The organism is Elizabethkingia occulta, from assembly GCF_002023715.1.
In the GTDB taxonomy this organism is placed as follows: domain Bacteria; phylum Bacteroidota; class Bacteroidia; order Flavobacteriales; family Weeksellaceae; genus Elizabethkingia; species Elizabethkingia occulta.
Genome location: NZ_MAHX01000002.1, coordinates 70,045 through 87,524 on the forward strand (window position 1 = coordinate 70,045; position 17,480 = coordinate 87,524).

The window sequence follows — 17,480 nt, forward strand, 5'->3', positions numbered from 1 at the left end:
TTAATAATCAGTTTTTTATAAATTGTATATGGATATATAAAAACCTGATTATGGAAAATGCTAAAAAAAGACTGCAAGAATACTCTTTTGATAATTATAAACTGGTCTTAAACTTTGAGACTTTCGAGGATGCAGAGTTATATGCCCAGGAACATCAGGGAGATCTTGTAGAAATAGGATTTACAGACGGTGCAGATAATCCGCTATTCGATGATTATGCAAAGCTAATTAGTAACCGTGCTGTGTTCAGAGTGAAACTTCCTGCAGAGTATGAAATTTTATATTCTCATGATGAACGTTTTCAGGAGTTGGCAGAAGATATTCTGGAAGCCATGAAACGTAAAGAAAATGATGTAGCCCCGGAAGACTGGCTTGCCGATCAGAATATAGCACCTGGAGACAGAATTATTATTCTGAGGGACGGCAGTATTAATACTGTAACAACAAGAGAGAGAATTAAATTCCTAATGGCGGGAAAACTTTACGAGATTGCAGTGCAACTGCCTAAAAAATAACAAAAAACGCCTCGCAGATTTTAAAATCTGTGAGGCGTATGGTTTTATAAATGACTTGCCTTTAGCTATTGACAAGATCTAAAAATTGTTGTTCATCCAGAATGGTGATGGTTCCGATATCCTGAGCTTTTTTCAGTTTGCTTCCGGCTTTTTCTCCAACAATAAGATAGTTCAGATTTTTAGAGACTGCGGAGATATTTTTACCACCATGTTTTTCTACCATTTCTTCAGCCTGTTCTCTGGTGAAAAGAGATAATTTTCCGGTGAACAGGAAAGTTTTTCCGTCCAGAACATTACTGATTACATCATTAGTGTTTTCCCCTTTTTCCAGTTGTACACCATAATTTTTCAGACGTTCTATCATCAAAAGGTTTTCCTGATTCGCAAAGAATTCGGTAATACTTACAGCTATTTTTGCACCGATATCTTCTACCTGGCAAAGCTCTTCTTCTGTTGCATTCTTTAATTCTTCTATACTTGGGAAGTTTTTAACCAGTTTTTTAGCAACAGTTTCTCCTACATGCTTTATACCTATTCCGTACAATACCTTTTCAAAAGGTATTTCTTTTGATTTTTCTACACCATCCAAAATGTTTTGTGCAGATTTCTCAGCCATACGTTCTAAAGGAAGTAGTTGTTCCTTGTTTAGAGTATAAAGATCTGCAGGATTCTCGATTAGTTTTTCACGGTAAAGCTGCTCTATAGTTTCGCCACCCAGATTTTCTATATTCAGGGCTTTACGGGAAACATAATGAATCATTCTTCCGACTACCTGTGGTGGGCAATGCAGCTCGTTCGGACAAAAATGTATAGCCTGATCTTCTATTTTTACAAGTTCAGTACCGCATTCCGGACAATGCTTTATATATTCTATTTCTTTGCTTTCAGATGTCCTTTTCTCGGTATTAACACCCACAATTTTAGGGATGATTTCACCACCTTTTTCTACATAAACAAAATCGTTTTCATGTAGGTCTAATTTTTTTATAATATCCTCGTTATGGAGTGATGCACGTTTTACAGTAGTTCCGGCTAATAAAACCGGACGAAGGTTGGCTACAGGAGTAATAGCACCAGTTCTTCCGACCTGATAAGAGACACTCAGAAGTTCAGTTTCTACCTTTTCGGCCTTAAATTTATAGGCCATAGCCCAACGTGGTGATTTGGCAGTATAACCTAATTCACGCTGATGTTTTAGTGAATTAACTTTTATTACAATACCATCGATTTCAAAAGGCAGGTTATGTCTCTCCTGATCCCAGTAATTGATGAAGTTTTTTACATCATCCAGCGTTCTGCATAATTTTGCCTGATCTTCGGAAACTCTGAAGCCCCATTGCTTTGCATTTGCCAATAGATCCCAGTGAGTTTCTGCAGGAAAATTCTCAGCGATATATTGATATAGTACCGCAGAAAGTCCACGTTTTCTTACCTCACCGGAGTCCTGCATTTTAAGGCTTCCACTAGCTGTGTTTCGTGGATTCATAAAGGGATCGAGTCCCTCTTCCTCACGAAGTAGATTAAGTTTATCAAAGTTCTTACGGGTAAGATAAATCTCACCACGCATATAAAAACGTTCAGGAAATTCACCCTTTAGCTTTAACGGAACGTCAGAAATCGTTCTTACATTACTTGTAATTTCATCACCCTGAAATCCATCTCCACGAGTTACTGCCTGAGATAATTTTCCGTTTTCATAAAGAATGGAAATAGAAGCACCATCATATTTTAGTTCTGCAACAAACTCTACAGGCTCGTCAATGGTTTTTATAATTCGTTTCTCCCAATCTTCCAGATCATTAAAGTCGTATGAATTATCCAGAGAGTACATTCTAAACTGGTGTTGTACAGTGGGGAAGTTTTTGGTGACACCTCCGCCAACACGCAAAGTAGGTGAGTTAGGATCATTGAATTCTGGATGCTGAGCTTCCAGATCCTGAAGTTCCTTCAGTTTTGCGTCGAATTCAAAATCCGAGATAGAAGGTTCATCCAGAATATAGTAATTGTAATTATGCTGATGAAGCTCTTCTCTTAGCTCTTCTATTTGTTGTTGAATGTTTTCGGACATAGGGTCAATAAATGTTTTTACAAAAATAAGCAATCTGCTATTTTAATCATATTTTAAACTGTAAAAAGAAATTTTCTAAAAAGCATTTAATCTGATTTGGAATCCAATATTGTCTTTGAATGCCGGCATCTGATAGTAGCCTAATCTGTAAGAAAAACCTACACCAAATTTACTGCCCAGAAATCTGTTCCATATAATTCCAACTTCCTGATAGTTGTGATCCAGCACTCTAAAATTGAACTGATGGTCGGCACTGTTTTTAAAATTACCTACTACGGTCTGATATTCCAGTTCTATATTGGAATAAGCTTTTCCAATAGTTCTGAATCTGAATGGCAGAGATTGAGAAATCTGAAAACCAACAAATTTGTCTGCGTAGAACGTTCCAGCTGGCATAGTTACAAATCCCAGATTAGAAGGCTTATTGATTTTTGAGGCCCAGTTACTGCTGATATCTCCGGTTTGTCCTGTTATCTCGAAGTTTTTCCAAATAGGAGCTGTTCCGGAAGAAAAACCACCAAAAACTTTAATATTGGTATAACCTAATTTGGTTCCGAACTGATGAATAGCCAAGGCATCTAGTCTGTGATAGTTAAGATCTCCGTCGAATATTTTACTGCCTTTTTCATAGTTTACAAAGAAATATGGATAGTGTTTTTCATAGGTGAGTTTTCCGCCGGGAGTCATTAGATTTTTGTCGTTTGGCGCATATTTGAGAGAAATGGTAGTGCTAACATTTTTAAAGTTATTGCCCATATCCCGATACTGATAGTCGAACATCGCATTTTGATTCTCGTGATTAATGCTAACTTTAGCACTCAGTGTATTAGAAAGATCGTACAAGAATGATGCTCCCCATTTCTGGCTCCGGAAGAAATTGGCGTTGTGCATATCTAAAAGGATGTCCTTTAGCTTCATTGGATTGTCCCAGAATGTAGTATTTATTCTTCCAGCGGGGAATACATCATCATAATAATCTACGCGGAAAACAGATGTTCTTTTATCTGAAAGTTTCATATCCAGGCCTGCACCATATTTCCAGTGGTGATCTTTGAAACCATAGCCGAAATAAGCGTCAGGAGAAAATGTTTTGCCAAATTTCTCATTCAGTTTTACACTTGCCCCAAGTCTTATACCCTGGTATTTATCATAATTAATAATTTTAGTCAGATCAAAATCCAGCATTTTGTAACGTAGATTTCCTTTCATCAGGTTAGTAAAGAGACTTACTTTTTTATCAAAATCATATTTTTTCACCAGGCTGTCTATCTTTACATAGGTACCTTTTTCTCTCTCTGTAAGGCTGTCGGTTCTATATTCCTGCAGGAGTTTTCCGTCGGAATTTTTTACAGCCATTGTATAGCCACGGTAGTCGTCTGCTTTCTGTTCTTTATTAATTTCGAAACCAAAGAACTGATTTTTAATATAGAGATAGTTCCCAAACTTTTTTCTCTTTAATTTGGGTTTCTCAGTACCTTTAGTACTATCCTGTATTTTCCCGGTTGTAAAGCTTTGGTCTCCCATTTTTATTTTCAGATTCTCAGAATCCAGAAACCATTTATTGTTTATTGGTTTCCATACAGATACTACATTCCCTTCATTAATTTTTTTACTGTTGCTTTCTATTTTCTTCAGCGCATAGTTCTCGGCATCTACATAGATGTAACCATTATATTTTCTGGGATTCTGTCTTAGTTTGTTATTGATCTCCTTAAACTTGATTACATAAGTTTTTCGGTTATCCAATGTTGTGGTGTCGGATATATAGTAATGATAAATAGTTCTGCTTTCAGGTTTTATCTGCTTTGGTATTTTGTTGAGGTTAGAAACATTCATAGCCAAAGCTTCATAAATAGGATTGGGAAAACCGGACATTCTGTTATCCAGTATATTTGTTTTTTCTCCGTATCTTTTAGAAAAAAGATGTTCGGAGGCTTTTTCCCAAAGGAAATATTGGTTGTGTTGTACCATATTTACCAAATCTTCTTCGGCTAATGAATCTTTCTTTTTCGTTTCCGCAGTTTTCAGATTTCTGTTCGGAATTTTACCAATAGAATCATTTCTCTTGGCCATAAAGTTCTGATAGGTGGCAATAGAGTCTTTATCAAAATCAATGGATATTTTGCTGTATGATTTGAAATTGTAAGAGTCTAATGATTGTGGACTGTTCTCTTTGTAGCGCTTTAGAAGCTCATCCAGAATTTTTAATGCTCGCGGATCGCTTTTATCAGCAATAGTGACCCGATTGATACTTTTTGTTTTTTCGGAAGTAGGTTTCAGGGAAACAAGCATTTCTTTGCTTATCGTAGCCTCTTCGTCTTCGAAGTCGTTGGCCAGAATATCAACTTTCTTACATTTGGTTTTAAATGTTAGAGTACCTTCCCGGCTGGTTTTCCCAAGTAGATTGTCATCACAGTATACAGAAGCATCCGAAACGGGCTTTTTATTATCGGCATTAATAACTTTTAGCTGAGTCTGGCTAAAGTAAAAACTTATAAAGAAGAGAAGAAGAAAAGATAAAGCTTGTTTCATATATTGTTTTTATATAAGACAAAGCTATGTGTAAGAAAGTTACAGAAAACACAAACAAAATTTAAATTTTTGTTAAAGTAAATGTTCTGTAATGCTTACTAATAAAGAGTTTTCGCCAAAATAAATTATTTATCACTTATTTGTGATATTTTTAAAGATTCTGGTTTGTCAGAATTTTCTGAAACAGATCCATTTTTGGCAAACTCTGCCCAAATAGCCCGTATTTTCTTTCCAACTTTATCAATTTCCGCCCATGGAATACCTTTTAGTAATTCCGCATTTTTCCATGCTTTTTCATTACCAAATAATAAAGGGAGATCTAAACAATGTGCTGCACCTATTTTGTTACTTTCCAATCTGGAAAAGATCCGGAATAAATACACATTACCACCTGCTTTAGCATAATCCGAAGCAAATTCTGCAGCTGGCTTTCCGTAAATCTTTTCGGTCGTAAGGCGTATTGTTTTGTCCAGTATTCTTTTTCCGAAGCCCTTTTCTGTGTATTTCTGTAATGCTCCGGAAGTTCTTAGATAGAATGCAGTTTCTTCATCATTCATACCTATAAGGACGTCATATTTTGTAGCATTATCTTTCCATAATTTGCGAATCTTATTTTCCGGGGCCATTGGTGGGAAACCGTATTGTAGTGCAAAAGGCATTGCAGCTTTCAATCCGTATTTTAATAGTGAAGGGCGAAATTTGGAATACTCATCAACCATCTTCATAAAGTCTTCATCGTCTTTAATGGGACTCGTTTTTATTGAAAATTCTTCTGACATTTTTTGCCGTTTCTCACGAAGTCCTAAAGGAGCACTTTGGATAATAACTCTTTTAAACAACTTTTCTGCACCCTCAGCAATCATAAGATGGGTAACAGCATCTCCTCCGGAAGATTGTCCTAGCAGGGTAATGCTTTCGGGGTTTCCTCTGAATGCTGAAATGTTGGTTTTAATCCATTTCAATGCTTCGATAATATCAAATAAACCAAGATTTGCAGGTCTTTCATCATAACCACCTAAAAAACCAAACAAACCTAATCGATAAGAAACTGAAACAACAATAATGCGCTGTTCTTTCACCCAAACCGAAGGATCGGAAGTAGGAAGGTTTCCGCATCCTATTTCATAAGATCCGCCATGTATCCATACAATAACAGGAATATGCTCATCTGGTGAAATGTCTTTTGGAAATGTAACAGAGAGATATTGTGGGGATTCTTCAACCAGAAAATCTTCAACACGGGTAGGCTCAATCAACCTTTCCAACATTGCGCTTTGGTGCTGAGGACAGACCGGAGTCAGTACAGGTACCGAGGCTAATGCTTCAGTAATGCTTACAGGTATTGGAAGCTGATAACGTTTTGATTTGGCATACCGGATGTTTTTTGCTTTAAAAACTCCGTTTACTTCCTGAATTTTAATCTTTTCTGAACCAATACTGAAAGTGTAATCTTCCAAAAGCATAAATACAGTGTTTTTTGATGATTAAAAATACGGACAAATTTCAAATAAACAGCGATGGTAAAAGAAACTAATTCGTATTGTATATGCTTATCTTTGCGGCCATGAAAAAAATAATAGCACTATTATTATTTCCTGTTTTATTGTCTGCACAGACAGTAGCAAGAGTAGTAGGGATTAAAGACGGGGATACTGTTGTGGTTCTTTTAAAGGGTAACGTACAAAAAACATTGAGACTGGCAGAGGTAGATTGTCCGGAGAGCAGGCAGCCCTTTGGTAAGAATGCTAAGAAATTTACTTCTTCGGAAATTTTCGGAAAGAGTATTACTTACGTAGAAACAGATACGGACCGCTATGGAAGATCAATAGCTAAGGTATACTATGATAATGGAAAATATCTGTCTGCAGAACTTATTAAGGCCGGATTAGGCTGGTGGTACTATAGTTATTCAAAGGATAAATCGTTGGGCGATTTACAAGAAGTTGCAAAAAATCAGAAACAGGGATTGTGGCAGGATGTACATGCTATGGCTCCATGGGAGTACAGAAAACAACAGAGAAATAAGGTAAAACAAAATAATAACAGTTTCGGAGGTTAAGGATTTAATGTTTGGTAAACATAAGTTCCTGCCGCTTTTTGTAAATTTGTATACACAGATAAAAAATAACATAATGGATCTAAAGGGAAAAAACGCCATTGTAACAGGTGGTGGTAAAGGATTAGGTAAGGCAGTTGCTTTAGCGCTGGCTAATGAAGGAGCAAACGTTGCAATTACCGGAAGAAATGAAGAAAATTTAAAAAGCACAGTAGCCGAATTAGAGCAGCTGGGAGTGAAATCTGCCTATGCAGTATTCAATGTAGATCAGGAAACTGAGGTACAAAAAGGTATTGCTGATCTTGCAAGCCAGTTAGGAAGTATAGATATTCTGATAAACAATGCCGGAATTGGAAATATGGGAACGCTTGAAGATATGTCTTCGGAGGTTTGGGAGCAGGTAATTAAGACCAATCTTTTTGGGGTTTATTATGCTTCAAAAGCGGTATATCCGTTTATGAAAGAAAATGGCCAGGGAGATATCGTAAATGTTGCTTCTACAGCAGGATTAAAAGGTGGTGGCGGAATGTCTGCCTATGCAGCTTCTAAAGCAGCAGTAATATCGCTTTCTCAGTCGATGATGGCGGAATGGAGAAAACAAAATATCCGTGTGATTACGCTTACGCCAAGTACAATAGCATCAGATATGAGTATCGGAGCAGGTTTAACAGATGGTAATCCAGATAAAGTATTACAACCGGAAGACTTTGCAGAGTGGGTTAGAGACATCCTAAAAATGAACAGAAGAGCGCTAGTTGCTAATGGTTCTATTTTCTCTACAAATCCTTAAAATACCATTTGACAAAATAAAAAAGCTACCTGATTCAGGTAGCTTTTTTTATGTATAAAATTTTCTTTAATTGATTTATTGATGTAAAATTTATTGAATTATTTTTTTATTCAATTTAGATATTATTTATTTCATTTCAACTTTAATAAAATATTTATATAATTTTAAAATTGATATTAATATTTTATATTTAATGTATTTTATTTTGTTATTAATGTAATTAAATTGCTTTTTTACTAATTATTTTTATTTTGATTAATTTTGTTTACTTTTGAAAAAAAAGATAATGAAAAAAATCTCTATATTAATTTTTTTTATACTTTTTTCTGTATTCTATACACAGGAAAATGGTCTGCTCAAAAAGAACCTTATAGGTATCCAGTATAATATTTTAGGATTAGGGGTATATAATGAATCTTTAATTTCTGAAAAATTGGTTCTGAGAAGTGATATTTCTATGAATTTAGTTTCTATATGGAGCGGGTTAATTTACCCTGAAACTGGATATGTTATATTACCTTCAGTTAGTGTGGCTCCCCGTTACTATTATAATATAGCAAGGCGGAAGGGTAAAAATTTAAACATCAGAAATAATGCTGCAAATTTTTTAGATGTTTCCCTGATGTATAATCCGGGATGGTTGTCAATTTCTAATTATGACGTTAAGGTGAATGATGCTATTTTTCTTATTCCTCACTGGGGGATTAGGAGAAATTTTGCCAGAAACTTTAATTATGAATTTTATGTTGGTCTGGGGATAGGTAAATCTTTAGTCAAAGGATCTGATATTGCTGCTATCCCATCCTTAGGATTTAAGATTGGCTATGATTTTTAAGAAATCAAATAAGCTTTATATACAAAATCAGGCTATGAAAATTTCATAGCCTGATTTGTATCTTTATAATTATAATATTATAACTGCATCGCTTTTTCAAAAGCTTTTTCCAATCCATCAAGATTTTTACCTCCGGCTGTAGCAAATGCTGGTGCACCGCCGCCACCGCCCTGGATTTCTTTAGCAAGATCCTTAATCAAAGTTCCGGCCTGATAAGTCTGGGTAAGATCGTCAGAAACTCCAATTGTAATCATTGGTTTATCACCTGCGTTGGACAGGATAATAGTCAATGATCCCGGAATTTCTTTCTTCAATTGGAAAACGATATCTTTAACAGAACCAGCGTCCATTGAGGTTTTCTTTACCAATAGTTTTTTATCGCCTTTATCCTGATATTCATTTTTCCATTGTAAAGCTTCCTGTTTCGCTTTTTCAGCTTTAAAGCTTTCAATTTCTGACTTTAAGGATTGGTTTTCTTCTACCAGTTTTTGAACAGATCTTAAGACATCTTTGGACTTCAGGAATTGTGCTATTTCCTGGTAGTTTTTTTCTAATGTTTCGAAATATTCTCTTGCTTTAGATCCTGTAATAGCTTCAATTCTTCGGATTCCAGCTGCAGCCGAACCTTCAGATTCTATTTTGAACAGACCTATTTCTCCTGTATTCTTTACGTGAGTTCCTCCACACAATTCTCTGGATGTACCAAACTGTATCATGCGGACATTATCACCATATTTTTCACCAAATAAGGCCATAGCACCTTTGTCCATTGCTTCCTGAATCGGAATATTTCTGTACTCCTGAAGTGCTATATTTTCTCTGATCTTTTCATTTACCTGTTGCTCTACGGCAGCCCATTCTTCTTCTGTCATTTTGCTGAAATGAGAGAAGTCGAAACGTAAATAATCTGGTCCTACAAAAGAGCCTTTTTGCTCTACGTGAGTTCCTAAGACATTTCTTAAAGCTTCATGTAAAAGGTGAGTAGCAGAGTGGTTATTTTCTGTATCCTTTCTTTTGGAAACATCTACTTTTGCTGTAAAAGTTGCTTTCGCATCCTGTGGCAGAGTAGGGATTAAAGAGATGTTAAGATTGTTTTCTTTTTTGGTATCCAGAATTTCAATACGCTCTGTAGCATTTTCTAAGATTCCTTTATCTCCAACCTGACCACCTCCTTCTGCATAGAAAGGAGTTTCGTCCAGTACAATCTGATAAAACTCTCCGTCTTTATTTTCAATCTTTCTGTAACGGGTAATTTTTACTTCGTTTTCAGTAAGATCATAACCTACAAAGTTTTCAGGTTTTTCTTCCAAAATAACCCAGTCATAGGTTTTAGAAGCTGAAGATTGTTTTGAGCGCTGCTTTTGCTTGTTCATTTCCTCTTCGAAACCAGCTTCATCTATACTCAGTCCTTTTTCTTCAGCGATAATACGTGAAAGGTCAGCCGGGAATCCGAAAGTATCATATAGCTCGAATACTTGTTCACCTGGGAGGTTTTTCTCGTTATTTTTTATAGTAGCCTGAATAATTGCATCCAGTCTTACCAATCCATGTTCAATAGTTTTCAGGAATGAGTTTTCTTCTTCCTTAATTACTTCGGTAACCAGTTTCTCCTGCTTTACAATTTCCGGGAAGAAAGATCCCATCTGATCTTTTAGTACAGCTACAAGTTGATAAAGGAAAGCTTCCTTCATATCCAGGAATCTGTAAGCATAAGAAATGGCACGTCTTAGAATTCTTCGGATAACATATCCGGCACCTCCGTTAGAAGGTAACTGTCCATCTGCAATTGCAAATGCTACGGCACGGATATGGTCTACTACTACACGAATAGCAATATCTTTTTCATCTTCCAGAATACCAGTATATTTTTTACCGGAAATTTCCTCTACTTTAGAGATTAGCGGTGTGAATACATCTGTATCGTAGTTAGATTCTTTTCCTTGTAATGCCATACAAAGACGCTCGAAGCCCATACCTGTATCCACATTCTGTTTTGGAAGTTTTTCCAGAGATTTATCTGCTTTTCTCAGGAATTCCATAAATACAAGGTTCCATACTTCAACTACCTGCGGATGATCCTGATTTACTAATTCTCTTCCGGATATTTTAGCTTTTTCCTCAGCGCTACGAATATCTACGTGGATTTCGGAACAAGGTCCGCATGGTCCTGTATCACCCATTTCCCAGAAGTTGTCTTTTTTGTTACCATTGATGATTCTGGATTCATCAACATACTCTTTCCAGTAATTATAAGCATCCTGATCTCTTTCCAGATTCTCAGAAGCATCACCTTCGAATATGGTTACATACAAATCGTCTTTAGAAATCTTATATACTTCTGTAAGAAGCTCCCACGCCCAGGCTATTGCTTCTTTTTTGAAATAGTCACCGAAAGACCAGTTACCCAGCATTTCGAACATTGTGTGATGGTAGGTATCGCGGCCTACATCGTCCAGGTCATTGTGTTTTCCGGAAACACGAAGACATTTTTGTGTATCGGCAATTCTGAGACTTGAAGGCTCTTTGTAGCCTAAGAAAAAATCTTTGAATTGCGTCATCCCCGAATTGGAAAACATCAGTGTAGGATCATCCTTTAGCACAATTGGTGCGGAAGGAACGATCTGGTGTCCTTTTTCTTTAAAAAAATCTAAGAACCTTTGGCGTATTTCTTGTGAAGTCATATGAAAATTTGATGTGCAAAAATAATGATTTTAAAAGAAAGTGGTATACTGTATATCATGATATAAAAAACTAATATCAATAAAGTGTTCAATAAACAGAATAATGTACTGTTTCGGGCAAATAAAAAAAGGAACTTTCCCAAAAATAAGGGGAAAGTTCCTTTTGAGTATGATGTGATATTTATGCTGATATAATATCAGCCAGAATGGATTTACCAGTCTCTTTTCTTCAAAATATAATAGGAACCATAAACGAATAGTACACACCAGAAAATACATGCAATCACACTTTCGGTAGGGTATTCAAATTTATACGGAACACCAAATATTTTCATGGCTTTTAGTCTCATCACTGGATTGGGAATCAGCTGAGACATACTTTCCAGCGGAAGAATTTTTGAAATGAAAAATGAATCGTGCATTACACTTGCTGCCTGCTCATTATTCAATCCTTTGAATTTGGAATAGCTTTCAATACCTCCAAAAATAGCCTCGGCAATCCACCACATAAAAGAAGCAAGCAATACGAAGATGGATTTTCTTAACAGAATGGAAAGAAACATAAGGAAGCTAAAGAAGGTGAACAACTTCAGGAAATAGTGGCCGATAAAGAATATTTCTTTGAAAATTAAATCCGATTGTGTAGACTCTGAGTAGGAAAGTCCTATAGCCAACGTAATACCGAATACAATAAGGGTCGATATAAACGTGAATATAAAAATTGTAAGCAGTTTTGAGCCTATAAATTCTTCTCTGCTGAGTCCGTCAATTGTATTTTGTTTAAACATCCGGTTTGTAAATTCCTGACAGATGGAAAAAACAATAATAAGGCCCAGGAATATCTTCAGGAGTGCAACAATCCAGGTTGTGAAGTTCCATATTTCCGGGAAATTATAAATTCCCTGATCTTTTAAATTGATCTCAAAACCTTCTGAAAATTTTATATCGATAAGCCCGATAAATAACAGGGCTATTAGTGTAATAAAATATAGAGTTGTAAATATTTTGAATGGTCTGTAAGTAAGGTTCTTATAGTATTCTATTGCAATTAATCTTTTCATGGGTTATTTTTTTACAAGTTCCAGGAATTGAGCTTCAAGAGATTGTTTCTTTTTGGCAAGATGAGACAGATAGATCCCTTTTTCGGTGATTTTTCTGTTGAGTTCAGAAGCTGATAAATCTTCATGAATATTGGCAATGATTACCTCTCCGTTCTGCTTCAAGTTTGAAAATAGGTTAAGTTCTTCAAGTACTTTAAGGAGTAAATCATTATTGTCTGCTTTCAGTTCAAAATAACCTTTAGAATTGGTCATTCCGTCTACACTTCCACTGTATATTGCATTGCCTTCTTTTAGTACAATTACATGACTGCATATTTTTTCGATCTCATCCAAAAGGTGACTGGCGATAATAATGGTAATGCCTTTTTTGGCAATATCAGAAATAATATTGCGGATCTGAATAATTCCTTCCGGATCTAATCCGTTTGTAGGTTCATCCAAAATTAATACCTGTGGATTATTTAGTAGTGCGGAAGCTATTGCCAGACGCTGCTTCATTCCCAGAGAAAAAGTTCTGAAAGGATCATCTTTTCTTTCAAGAAGACCTACAGTAGAAAGTACTTTATCAATTTCTGAATAAGGTGTTCCTTTAATCTCAGCAACAATTTTCAGATTTTTAGCAGCACTTAGATAAGGATAGAAATTCGGTTGTTCAATAATTGCTCCTATCTTTTTCAAGGTTTCTGTGTTTGTTCCCTTTTTACCGAACCAGTACCATTCTCCTGAAGTCGGATTAATAGTTGTGAGTAGCATTCCGAATGTTGTTGATTTTCCACTACCGTTAGGACCAAGAAGTCCATACACGTTTCCTTGTTCAACATCAAACGAAATATTGTTTACAACCGTTCTTTTAAATTTCTTTGTAAGATTCCTGACGGATAAAACTTTTTCCATTTTTAGTTTTATTTAATAGTAGTTAAAAAAACATAAATGTTACAATTGGAAAAAATCCTGACGAAATAGTTGTATCTTGAATTAAAATTTCAAAACGGATGAAACTAGTGGAACTTACTAATGATTTAACAATTTCTAAAGAGAGTATAAAACAGTTTATACAGGATTTTGATCTGGGGGTAGAAGATATTATGGACGGGCAGCTGAACCTGAAAGACAGTTTTGTACAGTTTGCACAGGACAACGCAGATTTTCTGAAGAAATACGATGAAGATATTCGTGCTGAGAAAACATCTACTGAAATCGCCCAGCGCATTAAAAAGCCTGTAGAACAGGTAGATGAAGTATTGAAAAAAGAGTGCCCGAATTTGTTTGAGGCTAATGGCTACAAAACAAGTGTTTCCAGCTATGGTATAGACAATAAGCTAGGCGGAGATTACAACTTTATTTATAATTATTTTGGCAAACAAACACCGCTTACACAACATAATTTTATAGGATACAGAGATCTGTTTTTTTATGTTACAGATATTATAGAACCGTTTATTAACCCAAATCAGCTGGAAAATTGGGGTATTGCAAAGCCAGCGGGAATAATCTTGTATGGGCCTCCTGGTAGTGGTAAGATTTTCTGGGCTAAAAAAATAGCTGAAATGATTGGCTATGATTTCGTAGAAGTAAGAAACGATTATCTGTCGGTGCGTTATAATGACGGAAAAATGAGAAAGTTTAAAGACTTTCTTTTTGGTAAAATGAAAAAGCCAAAAACATTATTGTTTATGGAGCATTTTGAAGATGTAGCTTTGGAAAAGACTCCTGATATTGTATTGACACCTGAAGCTTTAGAGGTTAAAAATGCCATTCTGCATGCCATACAAAATAATCTGAAAGATGAAGCTTTATTTGTAGGGTCTACAGATGCTCTTGCCGGATTCGACGAAGAAATACTGGCACCTGGAAGATTTGATTTGCTTATTCCTGTTTTTCCACCCAATGAAGATGAAAGGGCACAATTAATCCTTTACCATATGATGAAGGATTTGGTAGAAAGTTCTCCGCTCCTAAAAATACTTAGAGATAACCAAGCAGATAAAAAACCTTTCTGGGAAGGAGTTGCAGAGAAAATGAAGCTATTCTCTAATACCATGATGATCGATTTTACTCAGGGAATAAAAAAGAGATTGCATGCCGAATATATGCGTTTGCAGGGGCAGAATGTTATGATTTCTGAAAAAATAATTAATGCTGCTTTAAGCGAATCTTTAGCAAAGCTTACTCCTGATTACCTAAATCAATGTGCTGTTTTTGTTTCAGAATTTAATCAGAATCTTTCTACAGAATTTCCGTTACGTATTCAGAAATTAAGTGAAGAGTTGGATCATTATCGTATTAAAGAAGAACCTATACGAAAAATAGGATTTAATCAGGATGATGAAGATTAATATAAAATCAACCGAAGAAAAATATTGCCTGAATTAATCAGGCAATAAATTTTTTCTCAAAGCCTAGGTGCTTTTTTTCATTTGTGAGTTTGAGATTTGAGAAAAGTTTAATCCATAAAGTCAAAAACCAAGACAAAAATATAGGTTTTTTAAATAGGAGAAATGAATTCGGGTTAAAAAATCCGCCTTCTGATCCTGCTTAAAGCCTGTGGAGTGACCCCGATATAAGATGCAATATACTTTAATGGAATTCTTTTTATAACCTCCGGATTTTGTTTGAACAGACTTTCGTATCGCTCTTGAGGAGATTTTGTTAGCAGCGAAAACTCCCTGTCAGACCTTTCTACATAGGCGTGTTCGTTTAAGACACGTCCGATTTTATCCCATTTTGCAGATCGCTGGTAGAGGTCCTGAACATCATGCCACGATATTCTCAGAAGACTGGTGTCTTCCAACGCTTGTAATGAATATCTGCATGGCGTTTGGGTAATAAAAGAATCATACGCAGAGACAAAGTCCCGTTCGAAAGCAAAATAGAAAGTAGCCTCGGTTTCACCTCTTTCAATAAAACGCCTGACAATACCTTTCTCAATATAGTAAGCATAGCGCTCTACACTCCCTTTGGGTGTTATAATATCACCTTTCTTGTAATTTTTACTGGATATTTTCTGTAGATAGTAATTAAATTCAGCATCAGTTAGCTTGATAATATTATCAAACAATTCTCTTATTTTTTCCATCAAATTTGTTGTGTGTTTGTTTAAAAAATGTGTTTTTATTTATTTGTATTTGTATGTTGGATACATGTCAGACATCTACTATAGTAGTAAATATAGCGGTTTTTTTGAAAAATCAGAATTATTTGTTAAATATTAAATTATTCTTAGCATTCATTGCCGAAGTTTTATCTTTGCGAAATGATAAATAATGAGCAAACAAAAGATGTACTAAAACGCATCGATGATCTATATAAATATCTACAGATTGAAAAAAAGCGGATAGAAATTGTTAATGAAGATGAGAAAACAGCTGCTCCTGAATTTTGGAATGACCCTAAAGAAGCGGAGGTTTTTTTGAAACAACTTCGTGGAAAAAAGAGATGGGTAGAGAGTTATGATGAGATCAGAAGTACTTTTGAAGATTTATTAGTGCTGCAGGAGTTTGCAAAAGAAGATCCTGAAAGTGAAAAAGAACTGGATGAAGCTTTTCCTCAGCTGGTTGAAAAAATTGAAGAACTGGAATTCCGTAATATGTTATCCAATGAAGGTGATGAACTGTCGGCTGTAATTCAGATTACGGCAGGTGCGGGCGGAACAGAAAGCTGCGATTGGGCGAGTATGTTGATGCGGATGTATGTAATGTGGGCAGAAAAGCAAGGCTTTAAGGTAAAAGAACTCAACTATCAGGAAGGTGATGTTGCAGGAGTAAAAACAGTAACACTGGAAATAGACGGAGATTATGCTTTTGGTTACCTGAAAGGGGAGAACGGAGTACACCGATTGGTACGTATTTCTCCTTTTGACTCCAATGCCAAGAGACATACCAGCTTTGTTTCTGTATATGTATATCCTTTGGTAGACGATACTATTGAGATTAATATTAATCCGGCCGATATTACGTTTGAAACAATGCGTGCCAGTGGTGCCGGCGGACAGAATGTAAACAAGGTAGAAACAGCTGTACGTCTACGACATGCTCCAACAGGTATTATTATAGAAAACTCCGAAAGCCGTTCGCAGTTGCAAAACAAAGAAAAGGCAATGCAGCTCCTAAGATCCAGACTATACGAAATTGAATTGGAAGAGCGTATGAAAGCCCGTAATGAAATTGAGGCTAATAAAATGAAGATTGAGTGGGGGAGCCAGATTCGTAACTATGTAATGCACCCGTACAAACTAGTAAAGGATGTACGCTCTGCTTACGAAACATCCGATGTGGATGGTGTTATGAATGGTAATATTACACCTTTCCTAAAAGCCTTCTTAATGAATGAAGGACAAAGCTCTGCAGAAGAAGATATATTTTAAAGAAGAAAAATGTCAGAAATTCCTAAAATCCCAAGAAGAGTTGTTACAGGTATTAAAGATGGAAAATCTGTAATCACAGAAGATGGTATTGTAACCAATATCAATGAAGATATTAAAGGTCTTGTGCTTTCCGATATCTGGTCAACCGATACTTTCCCTGTAGATTTAGAGAAAACTCTTGTTATAGAGAATACTCCTATCCCCAAAGTACCCGCAAATGGTACTTATTTTAGGTATGTAAGCATTCCGCCGGATAAAGAATTGGGAATAGAGGTGAAAGAAGGCCAGCCTCATCCATTAATGCATGAGACGAAAACACTGGATTATATTGTTATTCTTTCCGGTGAAATATATTTGATTTTAGAGGAAGGAGAAACTTTGCTGAAGCCCGGAGATATTGTTATTCAACGTGGCACGAATCATGCATGGAGTAACCGATCGGACGAAAACTGCATCCAGCTGGCGATACTTCTGGAAGCGAAATAAAGTGCGGGTGGAATTTTAACAAAAGATTAAATAGATTCTGTCATTAGAATTTTTTAATTTTATTTATATTTGTCAATCATATAAAACTACTGA

The 17,480-nt window shown here is 35.8% G+C and carries 14 protein-coding genes; 7 read left to right on the forward strand and 7 right to left on the reverse strand.

The features are described from left to right. Window positions 1-50: 50 nt before the first annotated feature. Window positions 51-515: a hypothetical protein gene (locus tag BAZ10_RS00370; protein ID WP_165690082.1), complete on the forward strand. Its 465-nt coding sequence runs from the start codon at window positions 51-53 to the stop codon at window positions 513-515. Window positions 516-576: 61 nt separating this feature from the next. Here the strand turns inward: BAZ10_RS00370 and ligA are convergent, their stop codons facing one another. The 3 genes from ligA to BAZ10_RS00385 all read right to left on the reverse strand — a co-directional run bounded on the left by ligA (window position 577) and on the right by BAZ10_RS00385 (window position 6,578). After that, window positions 577-2,583, reverse strand: a complete 2,007-nt coding sequence (ligA, locus tag BAZ10_RS00375) for an NAD-dependent DNA ligase LigA (RefSeq protein WP_078770335.1) — start codon at window positions 2,581-2,583, stop codon at window positions 577-579. A gap of 75 nt (window positions 2,584-2,658) precedes the next feature. Further along, window positions 2,659-5,115 carry a DUF5686 family protein gene (locus BAZ10_RS00380; RefSeq protein WP_078770336.1) on the reverse strand — a complete coding sequence of 819 codons (2,457 nt, stop codon included), beginning with the start codon at window positions 5,113-5,115 and terminating at the stop codon, window positions 2,659-2,661. A 125-nt stretch (window positions 5,116-5,240) separates the two neighbouring features. Next, entirely contained in the window at window positions 5,241-6,578 is a 1,338-nt protein-coding gene (locus BAZ10_RS00385; protein ID WP_078770337.1) for a carboxylesterase family protein, read from the reverse strand. 101 nt (window positions 6,579-6,679) lie between these two features. Here BAZ10_RS00385 and BAZ10_RS00390 point away from each other — a divergent pair, with 101 nt between their 5' ends. From BAZ10_RS00390 to BAZ10_RS00400, 3 genes are all read left to right on the forward strand, one after another. Next, entirely contained in the window at window positions 6,680-7,174 is a 495-nt protein-coding gene (locus BAZ10_RS00390) for a thermonuclease family protein (RefSeq protein WP_244892958.1), read from the forward strand. A 73-nt stretch (window positions 7,175-7,247) separates the two neighbouring features. Then, window positions 7,248-7,961, forward strand: coding sequence for a 3-ketoacyl-ACP reductase (locus BAZ10_RS00395; protein WP_078770338.1), 714 nt, complete (start codon window positions 7,248-7,250; stop codon window positions 7,959-7,961). 286 nt (window positions 7,962-8,247) lie between these two features. Beyond that, a complete protein-coding gene (locus BAZ10_RS00400; RefSeq protein WP_078770339.1) occupies window positions 8,248-8,796 on the forward strand; it encodes a hypothetical protein in 549 nt (182 codons plus the stop codon). 77 nt (window positions 8,797-8,873) lie between these two features. Here BAZ10_RS00400 and alaS read toward each other — a convergent pair whose 3' ends face one another. From alaS to BAZ10_RS00415, 3 genes are all read right to left on the reverse strand, one after another. After that, the gene (alaS, locus tag BAZ10_RS00405; protein ID WP_078770340.1) at window positions 8,874-11,477 is read right to left on the reverse strand and encodes an alanine--tRNA ligase; all 2,604 of its coding nucleotides are present in this window, start codon (window positions 11,475-11,477) and stop codon (window positions 8,874-8,876) included. Window positions 11,478-11,689: 212 nt separating this feature from the next. Next, window positions 11,690-12,538 (reverse strand): ABC transporter permease, encoded by an 849-nt coding sequence (locus BAZ10_RS00410; protein WP_078770341.1) that lies wholly within the window; start codon window positions 12,536-12,538, stop codon window positions 11,690-11,692. Window positions 12,539-12,541: 3 nt separating this feature from the next. Next, window positions 12,542-13,432 carry an ABC transporter ATP-binding protein gene (locus BAZ10_RS00415; RefSeq protein WP_078770342.1) on the reverse strand — a complete coding sequence of 297 codons (891 nt, stop codon included), beginning with the start codon at window positions 13,430-13,432 and terminating at the stop codon, window positions 12,542-12,544. 98 nt (window positions 13,433-13,530) lie between these two features. Between BAZ10_RS00415 and BAZ10_RS00420 the strand changes: the two genes are divergently transcribed. Next, the gene (locus BAZ10_RS00420; protein ID WP_078770343.1) at window positions 13,531-14,874 is read left to right on the forward strand and encodes an AAA family ATPase; all 1,344 of its coding nucleotides are present in this window, start codon (window positions 13,531-13,533) and stop codon (window positions 14,872-14,874) included. A gap of 173 nt (window positions 14,875-15,047) precedes the next feature. On the opposite strand, the gene BAZ10_RS00425 is transcribed toward BAZ10_RS00420, so the two are convergent. Then, window positions 15,048-15,614, reverse strand: a complete 567-nt coding sequence (locus tag BAZ10_RS00425) for a Crp/Fnr family transcriptional regulator (protein WP_078770344.1) — start codon at window positions 15,612-15,614, stop codon at window positions 15,048-15,050. A gap of 177 nt (window positions 15,615-15,791) precedes the next feature. Here BAZ10_RS00425 and prfB point away from each other — a divergent pair, with 177 nt between their 5' ends. Beyond that, complete coding sequence (prfB, locus tag BAZ10_RS00430) at window positions 15,792-16,901, forward strand: peptide chain release factor 2 (RefSeq protein WP_078770345.1); 1,110 nt, start codon at window positions 15,792-15,794, stop codon at window positions 16,899-16,901. Between the two features lie 9 nt (window positions 16,902-16,910). After that, a complete protein-coding gene (locus tag BAZ10_RS00435) occupies window positions 16,911-17,387 on the forward strand; it encodes a cupin domain-containing protein (protein WP_078770346.1) in 477 nt (158 codons plus the stop codon). Window positions 17,388-17,480: the final 93 nt, after the last annotated feature.